This is a genomic window from Reyranella sp. (genome assembly GCF_044224635.1).
Taxonomy (GTDB): Bacteria; Pseudomonadota; Alphaproteobacteria; order Reyranellales; family Reyranellaceae; genus Reyranella.
The window spans coordinates 74,377-98,455 of sequence record NZ_JBGAKA010000028.1 but is presented as its reverse complement, the minus strand read 5'-3'; the positions used below and the strand labels follow the sequence as shown (position 1 = coordinate 98,455).

Here is a 24,079-nt window from a genome sequence, read left to right as displayed (position 1 = left end):
GAGAAGTACGCCATCGCTCAGCACACGCGCTCGCCTCGCCGGAGCCCCAAACGTGAACGACGCGCTCCTCGAAGTCCGCAACCTGGTCACCGTCCTGGGCCAGCGCACCGACATCCTGGGCCGCGGGCTGCGCGGCGTCCGGGCGGTCGACGGCGTCGACCTCGCGATTCGGCCGGGGGAGATCGTCGGGCTGGTGGGCGAATCGGGCTGCGGCAAGTCCACGCTCGCCCGCACCATCCTGGGCGTGCAACGCGAGCATGCCGGCGAGATCCTGCTCGACGGCCGCACCGTGGGCGGCCTGGCGCCCTCCGTCGCGCGGCAGGCGCGCAAGGACATCCAGTACGTCCACCAAGATCCTGGCGCCGCGCTCGATCCGTGGTGGTCGATCGGCCGCACGCTCGAGGAAGGCCTGACCATCCTCGGCAACAGGTCCGCGACCGACCGGCGCGAGCGGGTGCGCCGCGCCCTCACCGAGGTCGGGCTCGACCCGGCAATGGCCGGCCGCTATCCCCACGAGCTGTCGGGCGGCCAGCTGCGCCGCGTCGGCATTGCCCGCATCCTGGTGCTGCAGCCGCGCCTGGTCCTGCTCGACGAGCCGACCGCCGGCCTCGACCTTTCAGTGCAGGCCACGGTGCTGCGCCTGCTGCGCGACCTGCGCGGCCGGCTCGGCCTCACCTACCTGTTCATCAGCCACGATCTCGCCGTGGTGCGCGCGCTGTGCGACCGCATCGCCATCATGTATCTTGGGCGCATCGTCGAGCTGGCCGATACCGAGCAGGCCTTCAACGCCCCGCGCCATCCCTACACGCGCGCTCTGCTGGCCGCCTCCCCGCGCCTCGACAGCGCCCTGGTGAGCGACGTGCCGGTGCTCGGCGAGCCGCCCAAGCCGGGCGCCGTGCCGGCCGGCTGCGCCTTCCATCCGCGCTGCAACCACGCGGGCGAGCAATGTTCCCATCGCAAGCCAGAATCTGAAATGATCGCGGCCTCGCATCTGGTCAGCTGCCTGCGATGGCGCGATCTTCCAGCCTACACAGTCCCGAGCAGGTCATGAACGACACCAGTCCCCAAGCCCTCCCCACGGTCTGCGATCCCGTAACCCTCGAGATCGTGCGCGGCGCGCTGCGGGCGGCGCAGAGCGAGATGGAGGCGCTGATCGAGCGCACCGCGATGTCGCCCTTCATCCGCGAGAAGAAGGATTTCTTCGCTGCCCTGTTCGACGGCCGCGGCAAGCTGGTGGTGGGCAGCAACCTGCCGGCGTTCGGCGACATCCTGGCGCCGATCGCCGAGTACTATCCGCTGAAGGACATGCAGCCGGGCGACCTCTACTGGTACAACGACTGCTATCTCAGCAAGGGCGCCGTCTCGCATACGCCCGACCAGGTCTTCGTTGCGCCGATCTTCGCCGAGGGCGAGCTGGTGGCGTTCGCCCATTCATGGGCGCATTTCAACGACGTCGGCGGCCTTCGGCCGGGCTCGCTGTCGCCCGACTGCGTCGACATCTTCCAGGAAGGCATCATGGTGCCGCCGATCCGGCTGGCGCGCGACGGCATCTTCAACGAGGAGGCGCTGCGCATCTTCTATCGCAACTCGCGCTTTCCGGCGATGATCCAGGGCGACACGCGCGCCGCCGTCGCCGCGGTGCGCCTGGGCGAGAAGCGCCTGCTCGAGCTGTTCGAGCGCTTCGGCAAGGCGTGCATGACCGACGCCTTCCGCCAGCTGATCGAGCGCAGCGAGCGCACCATGCGCGAGCGGCTGCGCGCGCTGGCCAAGCCCGGCGAGTACCGCTTCACCGACATGATCGACTCGGACGGCCAGGGCAACGGCCCGATCCGCCTGCGCTACAAGCTCACCGTCGGCGACAACCACATCGGCCTCGACTGCAGCGACAGCGATGACCAGACGCCGGGCCCGGTCAATTTCCTGATGGCGCCACAGGTACCGAGCACCGTGTTCGGCCTCTACCTGCTGGGCGGCGATCCCGACAATCTGCTGAACGACGGCGCGGTGCGGGTGATCGACGAGGTGATCACGCGGCCGGGCTCTATCCTGCAGCCCAAGTTCCCTGCCCCGCTCGGCCTGCGCGGCGTCACCCTGATGCGCAACGTCGCGGCCTGCCTCGGCCTGATCAACGTCGCCACCGGCGGACAGGCGCCGGCCGCGCATGCTGCCTATGTGATCTGGTACCTGCGCGGCCAGAAGGAGGACGGCTCGCTGTTCCTGATGTCAGACGGCATCGGCGTCGGCTACGGCGCGCGGCCGACCGCCGACGGCATCGACGCGGTCTATCTCGTGGCGCAGGAGAACTATCCCGCCGAGTTCCTCGATTCGGTGTACCCGGTGCGCCTGCGCCGCTATGCGATCCATTGCGACACCGGCGGACCGGGCCGATGGCGCGGCGGATGCGGCATCGTGCGCGAGGTCGAGGTGCTGGCGCCCGAGGCGATCGTCTCGGTGCGCATCGACGGCGTCGAGAACCCGCCGTGGGGCGTTGCCGGCGGCAAGAGCGGCGGGCCGGGACGCATCGTCATCAATCCGGGGCGCGCCGACGAGCGCCTCATCCCGCCGATCAGCGACGGCACGATCGTCAAGCGCGGCGACGTCATTCGGCTGGAGACGGGCGGCGGCGGCGGCTGGGGCCACCCCTTCGACCGCGAGCCCGACCGCGTGCTCGACGACGTGCTGGGCGGCTTCGTGTCGCGTGAGGCGGCAGAGTGCGAGTATGGCGTCGTGCTGACCGCCGACGGCCGAGCCGTCGATGCAGCGGCGACCGAAAAGACGCGCCGGCAGAGGCCCGAGGCGCGGCTGTTCCATCGCCGCCAGTATGCGGACGTGCTGACATGAACGCAGGCGATCTCGGCTCTGCCCGCCCGCATACGATTCTCGGCATCGACACCGGCGGCACTTTCACCGACGTCACGGTGCTCGACATCAAGACCGGCCGGCTATGGACGGCCAAGACCTCGACCACGCCCGCCGATCCGTCGCTGGGCTTCATCAACGGCGTGCGCGATGGCCTTGCCGCCGCCGCCGCGCAGCCCGGCGACGTCGGCCGGGTGCTGCATGGCACCACCGTCGCCACCAACATGATCCTGGAGGGCAAGGGCGCGGCCGCCGGCCTGATCACCACCCTGGGCTTTCGCCATGTGCTGGAGATCGGCCGCCAGGACATCCCGCGGCGCGCCAACATGTTCGCCTGGGTGAAGCCGCGCCGGCCGGTGACGCCCGACCGCATCTTCGAGGTGGCCGGACGGCTGGGACCTGACGGCAGCGAGATCGAGCCGCTCGACGAGGCGGCGGTGCGCGCCGCCGCCCGCACCCTGCGCGCAGCGGGCGTGCAGGCGATCGCCGTCTGCTTCCTGCACAGCTACGCCAACGCCGCGCACGAGCAGCGCACCGCCGCGCTGATCCGCGAAGAACATCCCGACGCTTTGGTCTCGATCTCGAGCGAGGTGCTGGCGGTGTTCCGCGAGTACGAGCGCAGCATGGCGACGATCCTCAACGTCTACGTCATGCCGGTGATCTCGGCCTATGTCGGCCGGCTCGAAGACCGCCTGCGCGAGGCCGAGGTCGCAGCGCCCCTGCTGCTGATGAAATCGAGCGGTGGCGTCGCCGGCACCTCGACGGTGCGCCGTGCGCCAGTCGAAACGGCGCTGTCCGGTCCCGCCGCCGGCGCGGTCGGCATGGCCTTCGTCGGCGCCGCTGCCGGCTACGGCGACCTGATCGGCGTCGACATCGGCGGCACCTCGGCCGACATCAGCCTGATCAAGGACGGCAAGCCCAGCGTCACCGTCAACGGCCGCGTCGGCGAATGGCCGCTGCCGCTGCCCATGGTCGACATCGTCACCATCGGCGCCGGCGGCGGCTCGATCGCCCGCGTCGGCCGCTCGGGCGCGCTGACGGTCGGCCCGCAGAGCGCCGGTGCCAATCCCGGCCCGTGCTGCTACGGCCGCGGCGGCAGCGAGCCCACCGTGACCGACGCCCATCTCGTGCTCAGGCATCTGCCGCCATGGCTGCTCGACGGCACATTCCGGCTCGACATAGAGGCGGCCGAGCGGGCGGTGGCCACCAAGGTGGCCGAGCCGCTAGGCCTCGATCTGATGGCCGCCGCGCGCGGCATCCTGGCGATTGCCGACAGCCACATGGTCGGCGCGATCCGCGTCGTCTCGGTCGAACGCGGGCGCGATCCGCGCGACTTCGTGCTGGTGCCGTTCGGCGGCGCCGGACCGCTGCATGGCGGCGCGCTGGCGCGCCTGCTCGACATCCGCACCCAGCTGATCGCGCCGTCGCCCGGCGTGCTGTCGGCGCTGGGGCTGCTGGTGTCCGATCTCAAGGCCGATTTCGCCCGCACCTGCCTGCAGCAGCACGGCCATTTCGACGTGGCCCAGATGGCGGCGACCTTCACCGGCCTGCAGGCCGAAGCGGAGCGCTGGTTCGAGACCGAGAGCGTGCCGCCGGCAGCCCGCAAGACGGTGTGGAGCGCCAGCCTGCGCTACGAGCATCAGGGCTTCGAGCTGACGGTCGACTGGCCGGGGACCGAGGTCAGCGAGGCGGCGGTAGCCGAGGTGCTGCGCCGCTTCCACGAGCTGCATCGCACGCTCTACACCTTCGCCCAGGAGGACACGCCGGTCGAGATCGTGACCTTGCGCGTCTCGGCGAGCGGCGCGCTGCCGCAGCCGCAGCTGAGCGAGCTGGCGCCTGGCGGCGACCCGCGCGAGGCGATCGTCGCGCGCCAGTCGATCAACCTGGAAAGCGGCATCGTCGAGGCGCCGGTCTACGCACGCGCGCGCCTCGGCGCCGGCGCCCGCATCGCCGGTCCCGCGATCATCACCCAGCTCGACGCCACCACGCTGCTGCTGCCGCGCCAAACCGCCGAGGTGCATCCGACCGGCAGCCTGATCGTGCGGGAGGATTAGGCATTTGGACAACGACACCATGCTGGGTGCGCGCCACTCCAGTGGCGCGGTCTTCCACAAAAAGACGCGCCACTGGAGTGGCGCGCCCCCAGCAATTCCTGATCGACTTCATCCAAGGTGACCGCCCGTGACCGACTCAGCCCGCTCCAACATTCCGACCTTCGACGGCGAGGAGATCCTCGCCGGCATCCGCCGCTGGGTCGAGATCGAGACGCCGAGCCATGACGGCGTCGCGGTCAACAAGCTGGTCGATGCCGTGCAGAGCGACCTGACCCGCATCGGCGCCCATACGCAGCGCACGCCGGGACGCGATGGCTTCGGCGACATCCTCGAGGCGCGCGCGCCGTGGGGCGACGAGAACGAGCCCGGCATCCTGATCATGGGCCATCTCGACACGGTGCATCCGATCGGCGCGCTGGCAACCACCCACGTCTTCCGGCGCGAGGGCGACACGGTCTACGGGCCGGGCATCTACGACATGAAGGCAGGCTCCTATCTCGCCTGCTATGCGCTGCAGCATTTCGTGCGCGAGGGTCGCCGCACCACCCTGCCCGTCCGCGTTCTCTACGTGCCAGAGGAAGAGGTCGGCAGCCCGACCAGCCGCGCCGCCATCGAGGCCGCAGCGCGCAAATCCAAGTACGTGCTGGTGATGGAGCCGGCGCGCGACGGCGGCAAGTGCGTGACGGCGCGCAAGGGCTGGGGCCGCTTCGACATGACCATTACCGGACGCGCCTCGCACGCCGGCTCGCGGCCGCAGGACGGCCGCAGCGCACTGCGCGAACTCGCCCGCCAGATCCTCGATCTCGAGGCGATCTCCGATCCGGCGGTCGGCATCTCGGTCGTCGTCGGCATGGCGCAGGGCGGCAGCGCGCCCAATGTCGTGCCGGCGCTGGCGACGGCGACCATCGACCTGCGCGTGCCGCCCGGCATCGACGCCGATGCGGTGGTTCAACGCGTCCTGAACCGTCCCGCCTTCGACCCGGATTGCCGCATCGAGGTCACCGGCGGCATCAACCGGCCGGCCTACGCCAAGAACGAAGGCATCACCGCCCTGTTCGAGCATGCCAAGAGTTGCGCTGCCGAGATCGGCTTCGTGCTCGAGGATACGCCGCTGACCGGCGGCGTCAGCGACGGCAATTTCCCGGCGGCGCTCGGCATCCCGACTCTCGACGGGCTGGGCGCCGACGGCCGCGGCGCCCACGCGCTCGACGAGCAAATCAGCTTCGCCTCGCTGGTGCCGCGCGCCCAGCTGCTGGTGCGCATGCTGGAGACGCTGCGTTGACAGGCGACGCGAGCTGGGTTGCCTGGCTCGCCGGCCTGGCGATGCTATGCAGCGGCGCCGCCGCCTTCTCCAACGATTCGGCATCGGAGCTGGCGGCCGGCGGCATCGTGCTGGTGAAGACCGACGCCATCACCATGCAGCGCGAGGACCTGCACCTCTCGCCTGCCGAGGTGCGCGTGCGCTACGAGATGCGCAACGACACCGGCCAGCCGGTGACCCTGCGCGTCGCCTTTCCGCTGCCCGAGCTGCCGAGCCAGACGCCGGGCGGACGGGTCACCAGCACCGGTGGCCACAACATCGTCATGGATCAGCCGACCGATCCCAACTTCCTGCACTTCCGCTTGCGCGTGGATGGGCACGACGTGATGCCCGAAACCGACGTGCGCGCCGAGCTGCCGGGCGGACGCAACATCACGGCCGAACTGATGAAGATCGGCAGCATGAAGCTGGTCCTTCGCACCGGCCTGTTCTTTCCGCCTGACGATCCCGAGCTCGAGCCCGCCACGCGGGCCGCGCTCGAAACGCTGGGCGCCGTCGAGCCGCTCGACGGCAAGGGTTATCGCCTGCCCTGGACAGCCCGTGTCACCTTCCACTGGATGCAGACCTTCGCGCCGGGCGTGACGGTGATCGAGCACAGCTACCGGCCAATCCTGGGTTTTCGCTTCATCGTCCCGGAGGCCAACGGCAAGATCACCGGCTCGGGCGACGGTGACCCGCAGCGCGACTTCTGCATCTCCGGCACCACCGATCAGGCACTTCGCGCGATGTCGCAGCGTGTCACCGCCGAGCGGCGCCAGAAGAGCGGTGTCCAGGATTCCTACCTGCAGGGTTATACGCTGGGCTACATCCTGCTGACCGCCCGCAACTGGCGCGGCCCCATCGGCACATTTCATCTCACCGTCGAAGGCGGGCCAGCCGGGCTGGCAGGCGACACCAACGCGAAGACGGAGGTGGTCGTTTTCTGTTCCGACCTCGCCCTCCGCCGGACGGGCCCTCTGAAGTTCGAGGCGAGTGAGCAGGACTACGTGCCCAAGCACGATTTGCGGATTCTGTTCGTCACCGAGTGAGCTCTTGTTGCTGGGGGCGTGCCACTCCAGTGGCGCGTCATCTGTACGAGGGACGAAGATCGCGCCACTGGAGTGGCGCGCCCCCGGCAATGAAGCTCTTGTCAGCGTGATATCGGCGCAAGCCTCGCCACTGGCCGTGGCACGACATCCTTGATCGGGAAGTTGAGCAGCGCGGCCATCACGCCGGCAGCGGCGGTCAGGATCCAGACGATCGCGTAGGAGCCTGTCAGCTCGAACACGACGCCACCCAGCCAGGCGCCGAGGAACGAACCGATCTGGTGACTGAAGAAGCACACGCCGAACAGCGTGCCGAGATGGGACGTTCCGAAGACCTTGGCCAGCCAGCCGCTGGTGAGCGGCACCGTGCCCAGCCAGGTGAGGCCCATCACGGCGGCGAAGATCACCACCGATACCGTGCTCTTGGGCAGCAGGAAGAAGACCGCAATGGTGACGCCGCGCACGAGGTAAAGCCAGCCCAATACCTGTTGCTGGCGGAAGCGGCCGCCCAGCCAACCGCAGGTCCAGCTTCCCGCGATATTGAACAAGCCGATCAGCGACAGCGCCGTCGCGCTGAGCCCCAGCGGCATGTGGCACAGCGTGAGATAGTCGGGCAGATACGTCCCGATGAAGGCGAGCTGGAAGCCGCAGGTGAAGAATCCCAGGGTCAGCAGCCGGTAGCCCGGATGCTGCATGGCCTCGGTCAGCGCCTCGCCGAGGCGCGGCGCCCCCGCAGGGCTGTCGGCGTGCAGAGTAGTCGGTTGCTGCCGCCGCTCGAGCAGCAGCGCAACGGGAGCCACCACCAGCAACAGCACTGCGAGCCCGACGAGCGATGGTGCGATCCCCCAATCCTCCAGCCCGATCAGGGAGAGCGGCACCAGCAGGACTTGCCCCAGCGAACCGCCGGCACCCGACAGTCCCATCGCCAGGCTGCGGTTCTCGGCGGTCGCGGCGCGGCCCACCGCCGTCAGCACGACGCCGAAGGTCGTGCAGCTCATGCCGATTCCGACCAGCGGTCCCAGGCCGAGCACGAGCAGCACGCCCGAGTCGGTGATCGCCGTCAGCGCCAACCCTGCCGCGTAAGCGACCGCACCGACGATGACGACGGGGATCGAGCCGAAACGGTCGGCCGCCGCGCCGGCGAGCGGCTGGGTGAGGCCCCACACCAGATTATGCAGCGCGATCGCCAGCGCGATGGTCGTGATCGCAAGGCCGCGCTCCTGGGCCAGCGGAGCGAGGAACAATCCGAACGTCTGCCGCGTGCCCATGGCAACGCTCAGCATCAAGGCCGCCGCCACGACCACGATCAACACCCCGCGACCCGTACGCTGCATCTGTCCAACTCCAAGGGAAGCGGACAATGCGAAGGCGCAACGACGCCGACAAAGGAGAAGAACGCAACGACGGGTGAGCAACGCTCACCTGTTCTTCCTCCTCCCCAGCTCGCTGGGGAGGTGCCCCGTCTTACGGGGCGGAGGGGTCATGAGGCTCATGACCCCTCCGTCGCATATGACGCGACACCTCCCCAGCAGAGCTGGGGAGGAGGAAGGAACCTCGTCCCGTGGCCTGCGCCTCTCCGACCAGCCATCGCTTGAAGCCGCGCAGGTCGGCCCGCCGCTCGGTTCCGGGTGCGCTCACCAGCCAGTAGGCCGTTGGCGACGGCCGCGTCCCGCCACCCAGCGCGACCAGGCGGCCGGCCTCGAGATCGCGATCGACCAGCGGGCGCATGGCCAGCACGACGCCAAGCCCCAGGGTCGCCGCCTCGAAGGCGAGCTCGAACGTGTCGACACGCAGGCCGCCGTCTACGTCGATTTCGGCATGGCCTTCCGCCTTCAGCCACGACCGCCAGCCTTCGCTCACCGTCGTGACATGGATCAGCGTCGCGCGCCGGAGATCGACCTTGCCCTGGCGGTCCATGAGGCCGGCGCGATAGTCGGGACTGCAGACCGGCATCAGGGCACCGTGGATCAGCTTTACCCAGGCAAGCCCACCCACCGGCGCCCGGCTCATGCGGACGGCGAAGTCGAAACCGTCGACCGGGAAGCCGACATGGCGGCGCGAGGTATCGACCACGATGGAGGTCTTCGGCCAGCGCTCGCGAAAACCCGCGAGGCGCGGCAGCAGCCAGCGCTGGGCAAGCGTCGGGGCACAGCTGACGGCGATCGAGCGCGGCGCGGAGCGATCGGGCAGGCGCTGCGTGCCGACGGCGATCAGGGACAACGCCTCGCTGACATAGGTCAGGTAGTCGGCACCGAGGCGCGTCAAGGACAGGCCGCGCGGCTTGCGCTCGAACAGGCTGACGCCGAGCGCCTGCTCGAGGCCGACAATGCCGTGGCTCACCGCACTCGGCGTTATATTGAGCTCCGCCGCGGCCAGCTTGAAGCTGCGCAGCCGGCCCGCCGCCTCGAACAGGCGCAGGGCGGGCAGAGGCGGAAGACGAAGCGGCATGGAAGACTCCGGGTATCCCTTGTCTTGCGCGCGAGACTATTCCACCCTTCGCGAAACAGGGAGGGGACAGCCATGAGCCAGGTCCATACCGTGTTCGGCTCGATTACCGACTACACCAAGGGAACCATCGAGCTGGTATCCGGCGAGGCGCGGCACTACGTGTTCTCGAACATCTTCGAGGTCGCCGCCAGGTCGAAGCCCTACGAACGCGTCGTGGTCGGCAAGAACCTCGAATACGTTCAGGAAGTGATGCGGGCCGAGGGCGCGTCGCCCTGGTTCGCCTGCGGCCACGACGAGTTCGCGCTGTGCATGGACGGCGAGATCACGGTCGACCTCATCAAGCTCACGTCTCCGCCGGATGCCGGCAAGAATGGCGCGGTGCTGGCTGGCGAGCTACCCGAGGGCGCACCAATGGGCTACGTCAAGCTCCGGCGTGGCCACCAGGTGCTGCTCGGCGCCGGCAATGCCTATCGCTTCACCGCGACGCGGCTCGGCGTGCTGCTGCAGCAGACCGTGCTGGGCGATCTCAGTGTCCAGAAGTGGCGCGAGATCTGTTACGCCTGACGGAAAAATTCGCAAATGCCCGACACGCTCACCCAGGTCGTCACCTCCGAGCCGAGCAACCGCAACGGCTATCGCAGCTTCAAGCTCGGCAGGTTCGAGCTGTCGCGCGACGAGTACTTCGTCACCGTGCATTGGCCGGCCAAGGGTGCACGACGCTCGCACCAGATGCCGGCGGATGCCTTCCTGCGCGCCTGCATGCGAGACGTGGCGTGGAACTTCTTCTATGGCTGGGTCAATTTCGACCACGTCATCGGCACGCGCAATCGCTACGGCAAGGTCGATTTCTATGCCGGTACCTTCAACGGCACCTTGAAGGAAGCCGGCGTCGACTACCTCGAGCAGTTCGACTCCGAGCACATCATGGCGACCTTCAAGGCGATCCTGCGCGATTGGGTCAACGAAGGCTTCGACCCGTTCGCCGCTCCGGTCGAGACCGGCAGCGCCTTCGGCCACAAGAACGGCGACAACATCGGCGCGATCGAACGCACGCGCATCGGCACCACCCGCATGCCCGGCCTGCCCGGCGACTCGCCCCTGCGCGACGACATGCCGGTCAATCGCGCCTTCGCGGATGTGGCGCAGGACGAGCCGGAGATCCATGCCGAGCCGGGCTTCGAGGGCCAGTTGCACGCCTTCAGCCTGTTCAAGTATCTCAGCCGCTCCGACGTCACCTGGAATCCGTCGGTGACGGCGGTGTGCAAGGCTTCGCTCGCCTGCCCGACCACCGAGGAGTACATCCTGCCGGTGTTCCACGGCAACGATCGCGTCGAGTGGTTCATCCAGCTGTCCGACGAGATCGTGTGGGACGTCGCCGACAAGAACACAGGCGCGCCGCGCGCCCGCGTGACCATGAAGGCGGGTGACGTCGCCGCCATGCCGGCCGACATCCGCCATCAGGGCTACTCGACCAAGCGCTCCATGCTCTACGTCTGGGAGAACGTGACGCCCGGACTGCCGCAACGCTACGAAAGCGGCGAATTGCCGCCCTATCCGGTCGAGTTCTGACCGAGGACTGCGCTACTGTGCAATTCCGAATGGCAAGCAGATCGTGACACAGAGGCAGAGCTTTTCATGACAACTGGCACCCAACCACCCGGCAGCCCTCAGCGGAGCCTGGCGGCGGCTTTGACCGAATCGCTCAAGGCGATCGACGGCGACTACCGCGAGGAGCTGCGTGAGCTGCGGGCGCTGCTCGAGGAGGCACGGCGGGAAGCGGAGAAGGACGAGCCCAACGGTGTGAAGCTCAAGGCCATCCTCGCCGACTGCAAGGACATGTTCCGGACAGTCGCAGCTCTCGATCCGATGTGGCAGGGCATCCAGCGCATCGCGCGGATGGTCGGGATCGATTGATTCGCCTGCGAGCCGAGCCAAGATCGACATCACCATCTCGAAACGGGAGATCCCATGCCACGCATGACCGGCGGCGACGCCATCGTCGATTCACTGTTGCGTCACGGAATCGATACGGTCTTCGGCTTGCCCGGCGTGCAGATGTACGGGCTGTTCGATGCCTTCGCGCGCAACGCCAACCGGCTGCGCGTGGTCAATGCGCGGCACGAGCAGACGACGGCCTACATGGCGCTGGGCTATGCGCAGTCGACCGGCAAGCCGTCGGCTTTCTCGGTGGTGCCGGGCCCCGGCGTCATGAATACGATGGGCGCATTGACCACGGCATGGGGCGTCAACGCGCCGATCATGTGCATCACGGGCCAGGTGCCGAGCGCCATGATCGGGCGCGGCCGCGGGCAGCTGCACGAGATGCCCGACCAGCTGGCCACGCTGAAGACGCTGCTGAAGTTCGCCGAGCGCATCGAGCATCCGACCGACGCGCCGCAGGTCATGGCGCGCGCCTACCAGGCGATGGTGTCGGGCCGCCCCGGCCCGGTCGCGGTCGAGATGCCGTGGGACATGTTCCCGGCAACCGCCGACGTCACGCCGATCGATCCGCTGGGCAAGCACGCGGCTCCCACCCCCGATCCCGACAAGATCGCGGCCCTCGCCAGGCTGGTCGATGTCGCCAAGGCGCCGATGATCTGGGTCGGCGGCGGCGCGGCCGAGGCCGGCGCCGAGGTGCTGGCGCTGGCCGAGAAGATCGGCGCGCCGGTGGTCTCCTTCCGCACCGGCAAGGGCGTGGTCGATTCGCGCCATGCGCTGTCGCTGAACACGGTCGGCGGCTTCGAGCTGTGGGACAAGGTCGATCTGCTGATCGGCATCGGCACGCGTCTCGACGTGCCGATGGCACGCTGGGGCGCGGCGCCCGCCGGCCTCAAGACGGCGCGCATCGACATCGATCCGGCCGAGCATCGCCGGCTCGCGGTCAACGTGCCGATCGTGGCGGACGCCGCCCAAGGTGCGCGCGCCCTCGCCGCCGCCGTTGCGAAGAAGAGCGATACCGCGGCGTGGCGCGCCGAGGTGGCGAAGGCCAAGGCGGCGGCGCTGGCGGCGATCCAGAAGGCGCAGCCGCAATATTCGATGGTCGAGGCGATCCGCGACGTGCTGCCCGACGATGGCATCGTCGTCGATGAGGTGACGCAGGTCGGCTACATCATCTGGTACGGCTATCCCGTTCACCAGCCGCGCCGCCTGATCTCCTCGGGTTTCTCCGGCACCCTGGGCTACGGCTTCCCGACGGCGCTCGGCGTCAAGGTGGCCAATCCCGATCGTCCGGTCGTGTCGGTCACCGGTGACGGCGGCTTCCTGTTCGGCGGCTCCGACCTCGCGACCGCAGTGCAGTTCGGCATCAACCTGGTGACCGTGGTGGTGAACAACGCCTCCTACGGCAACGTGCTGCGCGACCAGCAGCGGCTCTACGAAGGCCGCCACTCGGGCGCCGTTCTCACCAACCCCGACTTCCAGGCCTATGCCAAGTCGTTCGGCGTCGCCGCGTGGCAGGTCGAGACGGCCGACGGCCTGCGCGGGGCGCTGCGCGAGGCGATCGCAAGCAACGCCCCGGCCGTGATCGAGGTCGTCTCCGACATCGCCAAGGATTATCCGCCCTACGAATTCCATCAGCCGAAGCGGCACTGATGCGCCGCCCCCTGCTTGCCTTGTAGATTTCGGGGACAAGCGGAGGGGAAACGATGGCCAAAGGGCAGACAGTCGAACGGCAGCGCCGCGCCTTCGTGCCGGACGAGGCGTGGCTCGCCAAGCAGGCGAAGGAGCCGATCCTCGATCCGGATCTTCCGATCGTCGATCCGCACCATCATCTGTGGGATCACCTCAACCAGCGCTACCTGCTCGACGAGCTGCTGGCCGACACCGGCACCGGCCACACCATCACCCATACGGTCTATATCGACTGCCGCTCGATGTACCGCGGCGGCGGACCGGCCGAGATGCGCCCCATCGGCGAGACCGAGTTCGCCAACGGCGTGGCGGCGATGAGCGAGAGTGGCATCTACGGCCCGACCCGCGCCTGTGCGGGCATCGTCTCGTATGTCGACATGACCTTGGGTGCACGCGCCCGCGCCGTGCTCGAGGCGCACATCGCCGCCGGCAACGGCCGCTTCCGCGGCATCCGCCATGCCGGCGGCTGGGACGCGAGCCCCGACGTCCGCAACAGCCACACCAATCCGCCGCAGGGACTCTATGCCCAGGCGGACTATCGCGAGGGCGTGGCCCAGCTCGGCGCCCTCGGCCTCACCTACGAGGCCTGGCAATACCATCCGCAGCTCGCGGAGGTGATTGCGCTGGCCCGCGCCGTGCCGCAGACCACGATGATCCTCAATCACTGCGGCGGGCCGCTGGGCATCGGCCCCTATGCCGGCAAGACCGACGCCGTGTTCGCCGCCTGGAAGGCCGACATGATCGAGCTGGCGCGCTGCCCCAACGTGGTGGTCAAGCTGGGCGGGCTGGGCATGGATATCGGTCCGTTCGACCACATGCACCGCCCCGTGCCGCCGACATCGCGTGAGATCGCCGACGCCTGGAAGCCGTGGATCGCGACCTGCATCGAGGCCTTCGGCGCCAGCCGCTGCATGTTCGAAAGCAATTTCCCGGTCGACAAGGTCTCGACCGGCTATGCCGTGCTGTGGAACGCCTTCAAGCTGATGGCCGCCGGCGCCTCGGCGGACGAGAAGACGGCGCTGTTCAGCGGCACGGCGAAGCGGGTCTACAAGCTGGCGTGATGGTTCTGTCATCCTGAGCGCAGCGAAGGATCTCATCGACCGAAATTGCAAGAGCAGCTGTACGAAACGGCGATGAGATCCTTCGCTGCGCTCAGGATGACAAGATAGAGACAGGTGAGGAAATCGATGTTCAAGCGTGTCCTGATCGCCAATCGCGGCGAGATCGCGATTCGAATTGCGCGGGCGGCATCGGCGCTCGGTGTCGAGTCGGTGGCGGTCCATGCGCCGGCCGATGCGCTGTCGCTGCATGCCAAGCTCGCGACGAGTGCGCGGGAGATTGGCGCGCGCGAGATCGGCAACGGCGCGGCGCTCGCCGCCGATCCGGTGCGCGCCTATCTCGATGTCGAGGCGATCATCACGGCCGCCAAGGAAAGCGGCAGCGATTGCGTGCATCCGGGCTACGGCTTCCTCTCCGAGAACGCCAACTTCGCCGAACGCTGCCGCGTCGAAGGCTTGCGCTTCATCGGGCCGGCGCCGGCGACCCTGGCGCTGTTCGGCGACAAGGTCGAGGCGCGCGCCTTCGCGCAGTCGCAGGGCATCCCGGTGGTGCCCGGCGCGCCGGCCGCCCTCGCCTCGAGCGCCGAGGCCAAGGCGCTCGCCCAGTCGGTCGGCTATCCGGTGATGCTGAAGGCTTCGGCCGGCGGCGGCGGGCGCGGCATGCGCGCCGTGGCGGGGCCTGAGGACATGGACGAGGCCTTCGCGCGCTGCCAGGGCGAGGCGCAAGCCGCGTTCGGCGACGGCGCGGTGTTCCTGGAGAAGATCGTGCCGCGGCCGCGCCACATCGAGGTCCAGGTGCTGGGCGATGGAAAGGGCAATGTCGTGCACCTGCATGAGCGCGACTGCTCGGTGCAGCTGCGCAACCAGAAGGTCGTCGAGGTGGCACCGGCCGCCAACCTCGACGACGGCCTGCGCCAGCGCATCCTCGACGATGCCCTGAAGCTCGCCCGCGCCGCGCGCTACGAGAATGCCGGCACCGTCGAGTTCCTGGTCAATCCTGAATCGGGCGAGCACTACTTCATCGAGTGCAATCCGCGCATCCAGGTCGAGCACACGATCACGGAGCAGGTGACGGGGATCGATCTGGTCGAGGCGCAGTTCCGCATCGCCGCCGGCGCCTCGCTGGGCGCCCTCGGCCTCGCCGACCAGAAGGCCGTCGGCGCGCCGCGCGGCTTCGCCATCCAGGCCCGCGTCGTCGCCCAGGGCACCGGCACGCTCAGCGCCTATCGCGAGCCGTCGGGCCCCGGCGTGCGCGTCGATGCCTGCGGTTACGTCGGCCTCGCCCCGCCGCCGCAGTTCGATCCGCTGCTCGCCAAGCTGATCTGCCAGTCGAATTCGTCGGGCTCGTTCCAGTCGGCGGTCGATCGCACGCGCCGCGCGCTCGGCGAATTCCACATCGCCGGCGTGCCGACCAATCTCGCGCAGCTCGACGCCATCCTGGGCCATGCCGCGTTCCGCGCCGGCGACGCGCGCACCACCCTCCTGAGCGAAGCACCCGAGCTCGGCGCGGCCAAGCCGAAGCAGGCCGGCGCCCTGCACTTCCTCGACCAGCAGGCCGCCGCCCTGGGGCGCGGCCGTCCCCCGGGCATGCTGCCGCCACCCAAGCCGACGCTGCCAGTGCCGGCCGGCCATCGCGGCATCGAGTGCCCGCACGCCGGCTCGGTCGTCGCCATCAATGTCGGCGAGGACCAGAGGGTCGCGGCCGGCGACACCCTGTTCGTGGTCACGGCGATGAAGATGGAGAGCTCGGTCACGGCGCCGTGCGCCGGCACGGTGACGAGCCTGGCCCCGATCGCGGTCGGCAATGCGGTCGACGGCGGCCAGGTGCTCGCCGTCCTGCGTCCGGCGGCCGGCGCCACCGACATCGTCGTCGCGGCGTCGGCAGCGGACAGCTGGTCGCCGGTGCTCGCCCAGGTGAGCGCCCTGCAGGCGATCGCCCATGCACGGCTGGCGCCGGGCTCGAAGGATCCCGGCGTGGTGCGCCAGCGCAACCGCCACAAGCTCACCTGCCGCGAGCGCATCGATGCGCTGCTCGACAAGGGCAGCTTCCGCGAGATCGGCAGTCTTGCCGGCTTCGCGAGCTACGACGAGGACGGCAACATCGCCGAGTTCACGCCGGCCAGCCATGTCGGCGGCACCGGCCGCATCGACGGCCGCGCCTGCGTCGTCTGCGCCGACGACTTCACCTCGCGCGGCGGTCACGCCGATGGCGCGGTGGGCCAGAAGTCGCGCCATTTCGACCGGCTGTCGACCGAGCTGCGCGCGCCGTCGATCCGCCTGCTCGACGGCTCGTCGGGCGGCGGCAGCGTCGCCACCATGGTGCCCAAGCAGGCAAGCGACGGCGCGGCGTCGGTCAAGGAGAGCACCGGCGCGATCAAGGCCGGCCGGCCGCGCGTCACCGGCACCGGGGGCTCGTTCCTGCCCGGCCATCTCGGCAGCACCCTCTATGTCGATCAGCTGAGCAAGGTGCCGGTGGTCAACATGCTGCTGGGCAGCGTCGTCGGCATTGGTGCTGCCAAGGCGGTGCTCGGCCATTTCTCGGTGATGGTGCGCGACATCTCGCAGCTCTTCGTCGCCGGCCCGCCGGTGGTCAGCCACGCCATGGGCTACGACGTCACCAAGGAGGATCTCGGCGGCTGGCAGATCCATTGCCGCAACGGCTCGGTCGACAACCTGGCCGAGTCCGAGGAGGAGGCGATGGCCCAGACGCGGCGCTTCCTGTCCTACCTGCCGCCCAGCGTCTACGAGGTGCCGCCGGTTGCCCCCTCGGCCGATCCGGCCGACCGCCGCGAGGAGGAGCTGCTGACCTTGGTGCCGCGCAAGCGCACCGCGACCTTCGACGTGCGGCGCGCCATCCGGCTGATGGCCGACAAGGACTCGTTCTTCGAGATCGGGCCATTGTGGGGCACCGACCAGGTGACGGGCCTGGTGCGTTTCGCCGGTCATCCGATGGGCGTCATCGCCTCGGACTCCCGGCACATCAACGGCGGCGCGCTGACCGCCGACGGCTGCGACAAGCTCAAGCGCCATCTCGACCTGTGCGACCTGTTCCATCTGCCGGTGCTCAACCTGGTCGACAATCCGGGCTTCGCCGTCGGCATCGAGCACGAGGTCGCCGGCACCATCCGCAAGGGCGGCGAATGGATGGTGGCCTTCGCCCAGGTGACGGTGCCGATCTTCACCGTGCTGATGCGCCGCAGCTTCGGCGTCGCCGGCAACAACTACGCCACGCCGCGCGCTGCGGTGTCGGCGCGCGTGGTGTGGCCGGCCGCCGACGTCGGCGGCATCCCGCCCGAAGGCGGTATCGAGGCGGCCTACAAGCGCCAGCTCGCCGAGGCCGCCGATCCGGCCGCCCTGCGCGCCGAGATCAACGCCCGCATCGAGAGCGCGCGCGGGCCCATCGGCCCGCTCAACCGCTTCGAGATGGAGGAGATGATCGACCCGCGCGACACCCGCCGGCTGGTCTGCGAATGGGTTGGCGACGCGTACCGCATCGTGTCGCAGCCCTCGCAGCTCGGGCCGCGGGCGCTGCAGTTCAGGCCGTAGGTTCTTCTCCTCCCCAAGCGCAGCTTGGGGAGGAATTATTTCACCTTCTCCACCACCCGCCCGAGCCGCTCGAGCGTGCGCAGCGCGGTCTTCTGGTCGAGGCCGGGCCATTGCACGCGCAGCAGGATGTGGTTGGTGCCGGTCTCGGCGCCGTAGGCGGCGATCTGGTCGGCGACCTCGTTCTCCGAGCCGATGATGAAGCGGCTGGCGGCGAACTGGTCGAAGTCGCCGCGGATGCGGTCGGCCGGGACGAAGCCGCTGGCCTCGCCCCAGCTCGCATAAGACTCGTACTTGTAGGCGAGCGGCTCGCGCACCTCGTCGATCGCCCTGCCGACGCCGCTGCCGACATGGCACTCGCGGATGATCGGATACTCCGCGACCGCCGGCAGGCCGAGCTCGGCGCGGGTGTCGCGGAACAGCGCGTTGAGCTTCCCGACCGACTTCAGGGTCACCATGGGCGAGGGCATCCAGGCATCGGCGAGCCGCGCGGCGCGCTTGACCGCGACCTCGACGTCGCCCGCCATCCAGATCGGCGGGCCGCCCGGCCGCTTGGGCTTGAGGCTCGCCTGCACCTTGTTCACCGTATGGAAGCGGCCGCTGTGCTCGACCACGTCGTCGCGCCACATCTTGCGAATGACCGCCACCCCCTCGACGAAGCGCGGCACGCGCTCCTTGAACGGCACGCCGATCGAAGAGAACTCCTCGTGGCGATAGCCCAGCCCGAGGCCGATGATGGCGTTGCCGTCGGTCAGCCAGTCGAGCGTCGCGCATTCCTCGGCGACGACCACGGGATTGAGCAACGGCAGCAGCAGCAGGCCCGGCCCCACCCGCATGCCCTTCGCCTCGGCGGCGAGCCGCGCCAGCAGCGGCATCGACTGGAACATCTGCAGCGGACCGGAGACGAAGTGCTGGCCGACCATGATCGAGACCAGCCCGCTCGCGCGCGCCGCGCGCACCTGCTCGATCAGGTTGTCGAGCTCCGGTCCGAGATCGGCGCCCTGACGCCACTGCGTCGCCATGAAAAGTCCGAGCTGCATGTCGAGTGTTCCCGTTGGAGGGTGAAGGCGCGCAGTCTGGCGGCCGAAAAGGCGCCAAGGCAAGGGCTGCCCGCCGCTACTCCGGCGCCTACTCTGGCCTACTCTGGCCTACTCTGGCACGAAGGCGTGCTCGGAGCGGGCTGCCGGCGTCCCCGGGCGCACGAGCGACAGCAACCCTGCACCGGCAGCCAGGCAGATCAGCAGGATGATGACGTCGCGGCCGGCGGCGATCAGCATCGCCGGCGGCGCGTCGACCGTGCTGCCGGTGCCGCCGTGGATCATCCCGAGGCTGAGCGCCAGCACCGTCGAGGAGGCGGCGATACCTGCGCTGATGCCGAGGAAGCGCATCACGTTCAACACGCTGCCGGCCTCGCCGGTCAGCTGGGGCGGCGCCAGCCCCATGATCGCGCTGCTGTTGGGCGAGACGAACAGTCCCTGCCCGACGCCGAACAGGGCCAGCGCCAACATCACCATCGAGAGGTTCGCCCGCGAGCCGTCGAGGTAGACGTAGAGCAGCGCAAGTGCTGCGATGCAGACCACCATGCCGGCGGTGGTCGGCGCGCGCGCGCCGAAGCGGTCGGACAGGGCGCCGCCGACGGGCGCCAGCACGCCCAGCATCACCGGCAGAATGGAAAGCCTGAGGCCCGCTGCCAGCTCCGAGTCCTGGTAGACGCGAACCAGCACGAAGGGGATGAGGAAGAACACGCCGAACAGGCAGCCGTAGCACAGGAAGTTCGCCAGGTTGCCGATCAGGAAGGGTTTCAGACCCAGGAGCTTGAGATCGAGCAGCGGCGACTCGGCGAGCCGTTCGGCGCGGTAGAACAGGAACAGGAACAGGATCGCGAAGGCCACGCAGGCGATGAAGGACGGCGACGTCGGCCCCCAGGCATAGCCTTCGTTCAGCACCGCCACGACGGCCGTGAGGGCCGGCGCGATCAGCAATGCCCCGTGCCAGTCGAACTTTTCGGAGTCCGCCGACTTGCGCGACTGGGGGATGACCATCCAGCCCATCGCGGCGCCGATCAGCCCGACCGGAACGTTGATCCAGAACGCCCAGTGCCAGCCCAGCGTGTCGAGCACCAACCCGCCGATGGCAGGGCCCGCTCCCAGGCCGATCGCCTGGGCCGCCGATTGCAGACCGAGCGCCCGCCCGCGCTCCTCGGCATGGGTCGCCAGCACGACGATGGCGATGCTGTTGGCCGTGATCAGCGCCGCCCCCGCTCCCTGGAGAACACGGAAGACCACCAGCGACGTCAGGTCCCACGCGAAGCCGCACAAGGCCGATCCCAGGATGAAGGTGAGGAAGCCCGCGGTATAAAGCAGCTTGCGGCCGATCAGGTCAGCCAGCCGTCCGTAGATCGGCATGCACGACGCCATGGCCAGCAGGTAGGCGACGGCGATCCAGCTCACCGCGCTCAGCCGGGCGTCGAAGTCGCGCTCGAGCCGGGGCAGCAGCATCTGCGTCAGGCTGGCATCGACCTGTCCCATAAAGGCGCCGACGCAGACCGTGGCGACGACGAACCAGCGATAGGAGGCGAGCCGCGCGATGGCCGGCACCGGAGGCGGCTCGTGCCCCTCGAGGACGGCCCGCCGCACGGCCGCGAGCGTGAAGGGGCCCGGCGATTGTTCAGTCAACGACGGGCCTCCCGAGTCATGCCACGGGAGCGAGATTGCCGCCGCGGCCGTCTGCTTGACAAGCGGCACGCTGCGCGACGCCAGGGCATTGCTCCGCGGGCAGCACGACCCCCAGCGAGGCCGGTGGCAAAAAGAATGGGGCTGCATTTTTGCGTTCGTTGCGTTCGGTGCGTTCGCTCCGTTTTGAATCAATGGGTTAGCCGAACGCAACCCAGCCTGCTTGCGGTCGGTTTGCGGTCGCGACGACCGTTTTGCGGTCGGAAACCCGGCTGATGCCGCTCCAAGTCTCCATCACACCGCGCGCTGACATCGATGCCAGGCCTACCGCATCTGCATCGGTCACGAGCGCAAGCTTGCGCATGCCCCATCCTCCTTGATGTTGCGCAGTCACCGGCGACACGCGTCGCCGGTGTCCACCCACGCTAGGCGGGTTTCTTGCGCCGTCAAGACAGCGAACGCGGGAATGGCCCTGATCGGGTCCGCCGCGACCCACGGCGCAGGAGCGAAATCTCCTTTCCTCCCCCGTAAGCGGGGGAGGTGGCCCGTAGGGCCGGAGGGGGAAAGCCTCAAAGAGGATTCATGAACTCCCGACGTCGGAATTTCATCGACCTCGTCTGAGGCCCTCCCCCTCCGCCCCGTGTGACGAGGCACCTCCCCCGATTACGGGGGAGGCAAGAACATGTGTCGCTCCCTCGGCCTCGCCACCCTCAGATCCCCGTCCGGTCGGTGTAGTTGGCGTCGAGCCGGCCGTTGAAATAGTCGCCATAGCGAACCGGCGCGTACTTCGTCGCCGCCGCACCGTCCTGGAAATGCTGCAGGGTGCTGATCTCGGTATCGAGATTGGGATCGAAGAAGTAGCCGATCGAGTATCGATCCCGGTCGGGCGAGGCGTTGATCACGCGATGCGGCGTCGAATTAAAGGTGTCGTTCGTCCATCGCGCCAGGATGTCCCCGATATTGACGATGAAGGTATCGGGCACAAACGGCACGGGCGTCCAGGTGCCGTCGGGTTTGCGCACCTCGAGCCCTCCCACGTTGTCCTGCGCGAGAATCGTCAGGAAGCCGTAGTCGGTGTGCGGATGGGCACCGTAGAGATCATCGGGGCGATGGAGCGGCGCCGGCGGATAATGAATGAGGCGCAGGCAGGTTGCCGGCGGTGAAAACCGTCTGGCGAAGAAATCGGGCGCCTCGCCGATCGCCGTCGAGAAGACTTTCAACAGGCGCATTCCGGCATCGCACATCGCCGCATCGTAGCGACGCACCGTATCCTCGAAGTCCGCATCGTCGGGCCATTGATTCGGTCCCTGCAGGGGCTGGACCTGGTAGCGCGGGTCAGCCGGATCGACCTCGTGCCGCAGGAAAAAGGATTCGAGCTGGTTGGGATGCCGCGCCGGCGCAAAGCGCGCCGAGGACACCAGCGTCGAGCCGGCCAACGCCTGATAGCCGCGGTGCCAGCGGTTGAGCTTGATCCTGAGCTTGTCCACGAGCGGCAGGGCGTGGAAACGACGGTTGGCGGCGAAGGCCGCATCGATCAGCTCGCGCGCCACGCCGTGGTTGGCGATGTAGAAGAAGCCGGTCGACCGGCAGGCACGCGCGACTTGCTCGCCGAGCCGCGACAGCTCGCCGTCACCGGCATCGCGCCAGAGGCTGCCGACATCGATGACAGGAAGTTCACCATTCGCGGGCCGAGCCATCTGCCTGCCTCCTCAGATCACAAACACCGCAGAAGGATCGGAATCGACCAGGGTTGCTTGCCCTTTCGCGGTCGATGACCGAGCCCAATGCGGCCACGGTCGACGGCGCTATTTCTGCCGCTTCCAGGTATTGGTCGCCGCGACGGTTACGCCGTTGTGATCCTCGGTGTAGAAGATCTCGATCGTATCCGGATCGACGATCGTGCCTTCGACGATGCCCCGACCCTTCACGATCAGGCGAAGCTGCTTTCCGTCCGGCGAGATGACACCGACAATGGGAAGGGATGCAGCGGGCGACGAATTGATGCCCCACACGCGATTGCCGTCCTGCCCCTCTATCCTGGTCGTGAACGGTACCTCGGTGAGGCGGTTGTCTCCCGCCGGCTTTGCCGCCACGGTCGCCGGATGGTGCGCGGGCAGACCGCTGACGATGCTCTTGCTCGTGCCCACCCAGGTGCCTTTCATGTCGAGCGATTGAGCGCTTGCCGCTCCCGACCAGGCAACGACCGCGGCAATGCCGAACAGCGACAGACGATTGAACATGAGCTCTTCCCCTCGTTGAATGGCTCAGCCTGCCATGTCCGACAGAGTCGAGGCAACCTGGCGGCGTAAAGGGTCGTCCGACCACAGGCAGCGGACAACGATGATCGATAGCCTTCCAGTCATGCATGGTTCCTCAGATGGTCTGTCCGTCAGTCGGTCTGCGCCGCCTTCTTCAGGCAGGTTGATCCTGCGCGCCGGTTCCGGGAAAGTGGGCGCCACGGATCGGAGAAAGCAGGGTGCGCGTCGCCATCGTCGAGAACATGGAGAACACGTATCTCGGCACGCTGGGCCGGGCCCTGGACGAGGCCGGCGCTCGCCTCGACTGGTTTCGCCCCTGGAAGGACGGCGCGTTGCCGACCGGCATCCATCAGCACGACGCGCTGATCGTCATGGGCGGCAAGCAGAGCGCCGTGGATGACGCCGACTATCCCTACCTGCCCGCGCTTGCCAACCTCATGCGCCGCTTCGGTGACGCCGACAAGCCGGTCCTGGGAGTCTGCCTGGGCGCCCAGCTGCTTGCACGCGCCTACGGCGGCGAGAATCACCTGGACGGCGCCCGCGAGTTCGCCTGGACGACCCTCGACGTCACGCCGGAGGGCGCGGCCGATCCGCTGTTCGCCGGGATCGGCGCGCGGTTCGACAGTTTTCAGTGGCATGTCGATACGTTCTCCCTGCCCGCAAACGCCGCGCACCTCGTGTCTGGATCGGTAGTGCCCAACCAGTGTTTTCGCATCGGCCGCGCCGCCTACGGCACCCAGTTCCACTTCGAGGCCAGCACCGAGGTCGTTGACGCCTGGCTGGTCGAGTTTCGCGATATCGTCGAAAGGAGATCGCCCGGCTGGCTCGATCGCTACCCCGAAATGGCCGCCCGGCATGCGGCCGCGTCGGATCGGGCCGGCGAGGCCATCGCCCGCGCCTTCGTGCAAACCATCCGGCCGGGCCGCGGCGCTGAAGCAGCCGACTGAAGGCAAGGCCATTTCCTGGTGGAAGGTACGACGGACCTGGGCATCTGCAGCGGCAGCATCCCGTCGAGCATGCGTGGTCTGCAGAGGCTGCCCTATCGCAGGGACGAGCTCGTGCTGGTCGTGCCGGGCGATCACGCGCTGGCGTGCCGGAAGGTGGCTTCCTTCAGCTCGACACTCGATTTCGATCATGTCGGTCTTCACGATGGTCGCACGGGACTTCGCCGCCTTGCCGATCACGACCCGCCAGCTGGTCGACCATCTTCG

19 protein-coding genes and 1 pseudogene are annotated in these 24,079 nt (G+C 68.5%); 13 read left to right on the top strand and 7 right to left on the bottom strand.

Translation table 11 applies throughout. The features are described 5' to 3' along the window. The first annotated feature begins 52 nt into the window (after positions 1-52). From ACILR9_RS22965 to ACILR9_RS22945, 5 genes are all read left to right on the top strand, one after another. Positions 53-1,051 carry an oligopeptide/dipeptide ABC transporter ATP-binding protein gene (locus ACILR9_RS22965; RefSeq protein ID WP_395712289.1) on the top strand — a complete coding sequence of 333 codons (999 nt, stop codon included), beginning with the start codon at positions 53-55 and terminating at the stop codon, positions 1,049-1,051. After that, complete coding sequence (locus tag ACILR9_RS22960) at positions 1,048-2,841, top strand: hydantoinase B/oxoprolinase family protein (RefSeq protein WP_395712288.1); 1,794 nt, start codon at positions 1,048-1,050, stop codon at positions 2,839-2,841. Before ACILR9_RS22965 ends, ACILR9_RS22960 begins: the two co-directional genes overlap by 4 nt. After that, complete coding sequence (locus ACILR9_RS22955; RefSeq protein WP_395712287.1) at positions 2,838-4,913, top strand: hydantoinase/oxoprolinase family protein; 2,076 nt, start codon at positions 2,838-2,840, stop codon at positions 4,911-4,913. Before ACILR9_RS22960 ends, ACILR9_RS22955 begins: the two co-directional genes overlap by 4 nt. A gap of 127 nt (positions 4,914-5,040) precedes the next feature. Further along, on the top strand, positions 5,041-6,195 hold the full coding sequence (locus tag ACILR9_RS22950) for a M20 family metallopeptidase (RefSeq protein ID WP_395712286.1): 1,155 nt from the start codon (positions 5,041-5,043) through the stop codon (positions 6,193-6,195). Then, the gene (locus ACILR9_RS22945) at positions 6,192-7,262 is read left to right on the top strand and encodes a DUF4424 family protein (protein ID WP_395712285.1); all 1,071 of its coding nucleotides are present in this window, start codon (positions 6,192-6,194) and stop codon (positions 7,260-7,262) included. The genes ACILR9_RS22950 and ACILR9_RS22945 overlap by 4 nt, the downstream gene beginning before the upstream one ends. Positions 7,263-7,363: 101 nt before the next feature. Here the strand turns inward: ACILR9_RS22945 and ACILR9_RS22940 are convergent, their stop codons facing one another. Together ACILR9_RS22940 and ACILR9_RS22935 are read right to left on the bottom strand one after the other, a co-directional pair. Then, positions 7,364-8,593 (bottom strand): MFS transporter, encoded by a 1,230-nt coding sequence (locus ACILR9_RS22940; protein WP_395712284.1) that lies wholly within the window; start codon positions 8,591-8,593, stop codon positions 7,364-7,366. 130 nt (positions 8,594-8,723) lie between these two features. Next, positions 8,724-9,707: a LysR substrate-binding domain-containing protein gene (locus ACILR9_RS22935; protein WP_395712283.1), complete on the bottom strand. Its 984-nt coding sequence runs from the start codon at positions 9,705-9,707 to the stop codon at positions 8,724-8,726. Positions 9,708-9,779: 72 nt separating this feature from the next. On the opposite strand from ACILR9_RS22935, the gene ACILR9_RS22930 reads away from it, so the two are divergent. The 6 genes from ACILR9_RS22930 to ACILR9_RS22905 all read left to right on the top strand — a co-directional run bounded on the left by ACILR9_RS22930 (position 9,780) and on the right by ACILR9_RS22905 (position 17,941). Further along, on the top strand, positions 9,780-10,271 hold the full coding sequence (locus tag ACILR9_RS22930; RefSeq protein ID WP_395712282.1) for a hypothetical protein: 492 nt from the start codon (positions 9,780-9,782) through the stop codon (positions 10,269-10,271). Positions 10,272-10,286: 15 nt separating this feature from the next. Further along, positions 10,287-11,276 (top strand): hypothetical protein, encoded by a 990-nt coding sequence (locus tag ACILR9_RS22925; RefSeq protein WP_395712281.1) that lies wholly within the window; start codon positions 10,287-10,289, stop codon positions 11,274-11,276. Positions 11,277-11,342: 66 nt separating this feature from the next. Beyond that, entirely contained in the window at positions 11,343-11,621 is a 279-nt protein-coding gene (locus tag ACILR9_RS22920) for a hypothetical protein (RefSeq protein ID WP_395712280.1), read from the top strand. A 54-nt stretch (positions 11,622-11,675) separates the two neighbouring features. After that, a complete protein-coding gene (locus ACILR9_RS22915; RefSeq protein ID WP_395712279.1) occupies positions 11,676-13,298 on the top strand; it encodes a thiamine pyrophosphate-dependent enzyme in 1,623 nt (540 codons plus the stop codon). 53 nt (positions 13,299-13,351) lie between these two features. Continuing rightward, entirely contained in the window at positions 13,352-14,398 is a 1,047-nt protein-coding gene (locus ACILR9_RS22910; RefSeq protein ID WP_395712278.1) for an amidohydrolase family protein, read from the top strand. A 126-nt stretch (positions 14,399-14,524) separates the two neighbouring features. Continuing rightward, positions 14,525-17,941 carry a carboxyl transferase domain-containing protein gene (locus ACILR9_RS22905; protein WP_395712277.1) on the top strand — a complete coding sequence of 1,139 codons (3,417 nt, stop codon included), beginning with the start codon at positions 14,525-14,527 and terminating at the stop codon, positions 17,939-17,941. 35 nt (positions 17,942-17,976) lie between these two features. Here the strand turns inward: ACILR9_RS22905 and ACILR9_RS22900 are convergent, their stop codons facing one another. The 5 genes from ACILR9_RS22900 to ACILR9_RS22880 form a co-directional block, all read right to left on the bottom strand. After that, the gene (locus ACILR9_RS22900) at positions 17,977-18,978 is read right to left on the bottom strand and encodes an LLM class flavin-dependent oxidoreductase (protein ID WP_395712276.1); all 1,002 of its coding nucleotides are present in this window, start codon (positions 18,976-18,978) and stop codon (positions 17,977-17,979) included. A 108-nt stretch (positions 18,979-19,086) separates the two neighbouring features. Further along, positions 19,087-20,613, bottom strand: coding sequence for an MFS transporter (locus ACILR9_RS22895; protein ID WP_395712275.1), 1,527 nt, complete (start codon positions 20,611-20,613; stop codon positions 19,087-19,089). 196 nt (positions 20,614-20,809) lie between these two features. Next, complete coding sequence (locus ACILR9_RS22890; protein ID WP_395712274.1) at positions 20,810-20,974, bottom strand: hypothetical protein; 165 nt, start codon at positions 20,972-20,974, stop codon at positions 20,810-20,812. Between the two features lie 346 nt (positions 20,975-21,320). Beyond that, the gene (locus ACILR9_RS22885) at positions 21,321-22,307 is read right to left on the bottom strand and encodes an isopenicillin N synthase family dioxygenase (protein ID WP_395712273.1); all 987 of its coding nucleotides are present in this window, start codon (positions 22,305-22,307) and stop codon (positions 21,321-21,323) included. Positions 22,308-22,415: 108 nt separating this feature from the next. Continuing rightward, positions 22,416-22,850, bottom strand: a complete 435-nt coding sequence (locus tag ACILR9_RS22880; RefSeq protein ID WP_395712272.1) for a hypothetical protein — start codon at positions 22,848-22,850, stop codon at positions 22,416-22,418. A gap of 236 nt (positions 22,851-23,086) precedes the next feature. On the opposite strand from ACILR9_RS22880, the gene ACILR9_RS22875 reads away from it, so the two are divergent. Both ACILR9_RS22875 and ACILR9_RS22870 read left to right on the top strand, forming a co-directional pair. After that, positions 23,087-23,815 (top strand): type 1 glutamine amidotransferase, encoded by a 729-nt coding sequence (locus ACILR9_RS22875; protein WP_395712271.1) that lies wholly within the window; start codon positions 23,087-23,089, stop codon positions 23,813-23,815. 69 nt (positions 23,816-23,884) lie between these two features. After that, a pseudogene (locus ACILR9_RS22870) lies at positions 23,885-23,992 on the top strand (LysR family transcriptional regulator); the annotation flags it as partial. Between the last annotated feature and the right edge of the window lie 87 nt (positions 23,993-24,079).

Excerpts from the sequence above, each read along its gene's own strand:
- ACILR9_RS22960 (WP_395712288.1), top strand. The coding sequence starts at position 1,048 with ATGAACGACACCAGTCCCCAAGCCCTCCCCACGGTCTGCGATCCCGTA.
- ACILR9_RS22955 (WP_395712287.1), top strand. The coding sequence starts at position 2,838 with ATGAACGCAGGCGATCTCGGCTCTGCCCGCCCGCATACGATTCTCGGC.
- ACILR9_RS22940 (WP_395712284.1), bottom strand. The coding sequence starts at position 8,593 with ATGCAGCGTACGGGTCGCGGGGTGTTGATCGTGGTCGTGGCGGCGGCC.
- ACILR9_RS22935 (WP_395712283.1), bottom strand. The coding sequence starts at position 9,707 with ATGCCGCTTCGTCTTCCGCCTCTGCCCGCCCTGCGCCTGTTCGAGGCG.
- ACILR9_RS22930 (WP_395712282.1), top strand. The coding sequence starts at position 9,780 with ATGAGCCAGGTCCATACCGTGTTCGGCTCGATTACCGACTACACCAAG.
- ACILR9_RS22925 (WP_395712281.1), top strand. The coding sequence starts at position 10,287 with ATGCCCGACACGCTCACCCAGGTCGTCACCTCCGAGCCGAGCAACCGC.
- ACILR9_RS22920 (WP_395712280.1), top strand. The coding sequence starts at position 11,343 with ATGACAACTGGCACCCAACCACCCGGCAGCCCTCAGCGGAGCCTGGCG.
- ACILR9_RS22915 (WP_395712279.1), top strand. The coding sequence starts at position 11,676 with ATGCCACGCATGACCGGCGGCGACGCCATCGTCGATTCACTGTTGCGT.
- ACILR9_RS22910 (WP_395712278.1), top strand. The coding sequence starts at position 13,352 with ATGGCCAAAGGGCAGACAGTCGAACGGCAGCGCCGCGCCTTCGTGCCG.
- ACILR9_RS22905 (WP_395712277.1), top strand. The coding sequence starts at position 14,525 with ATGTTCAAGCGTGTCCTGATCGCCAATCGCGGCGAGATCGCGATTCGA.
- ACILR9_RS22900 (WP_395712276.1), bottom strand. The coding sequence starts at position 18,978 with ATGCAGCTCGGACTTTTCATGGCGACGCAGTGGCGTCAGGGCGCCGAT.
- ACILR9_RS22890 (WP_395712274.1), bottom strand. The coding sequence starts at position 20,974 with ATGCGCAAGCTTGCGCTCGTGACCGATGCAGATGCGGTAGGCCTGGCA.
- ACILR9_RS22885 (WP_395712273.1), bottom strand. The coding sequence starts at position 22,307 with ATGGCTCGGCCCGCGAATGGTGAACTTCCTGTCATCGATGTCGGCAGC.
- ACILR9_RS22880 (WP_395712272.1), bottom strand. The coding sequence starts at position 22,850 with ATGTTCAATCGTCTGTCGCTGTTCGGCATTGCCGCGGTCGTTGCCTGG.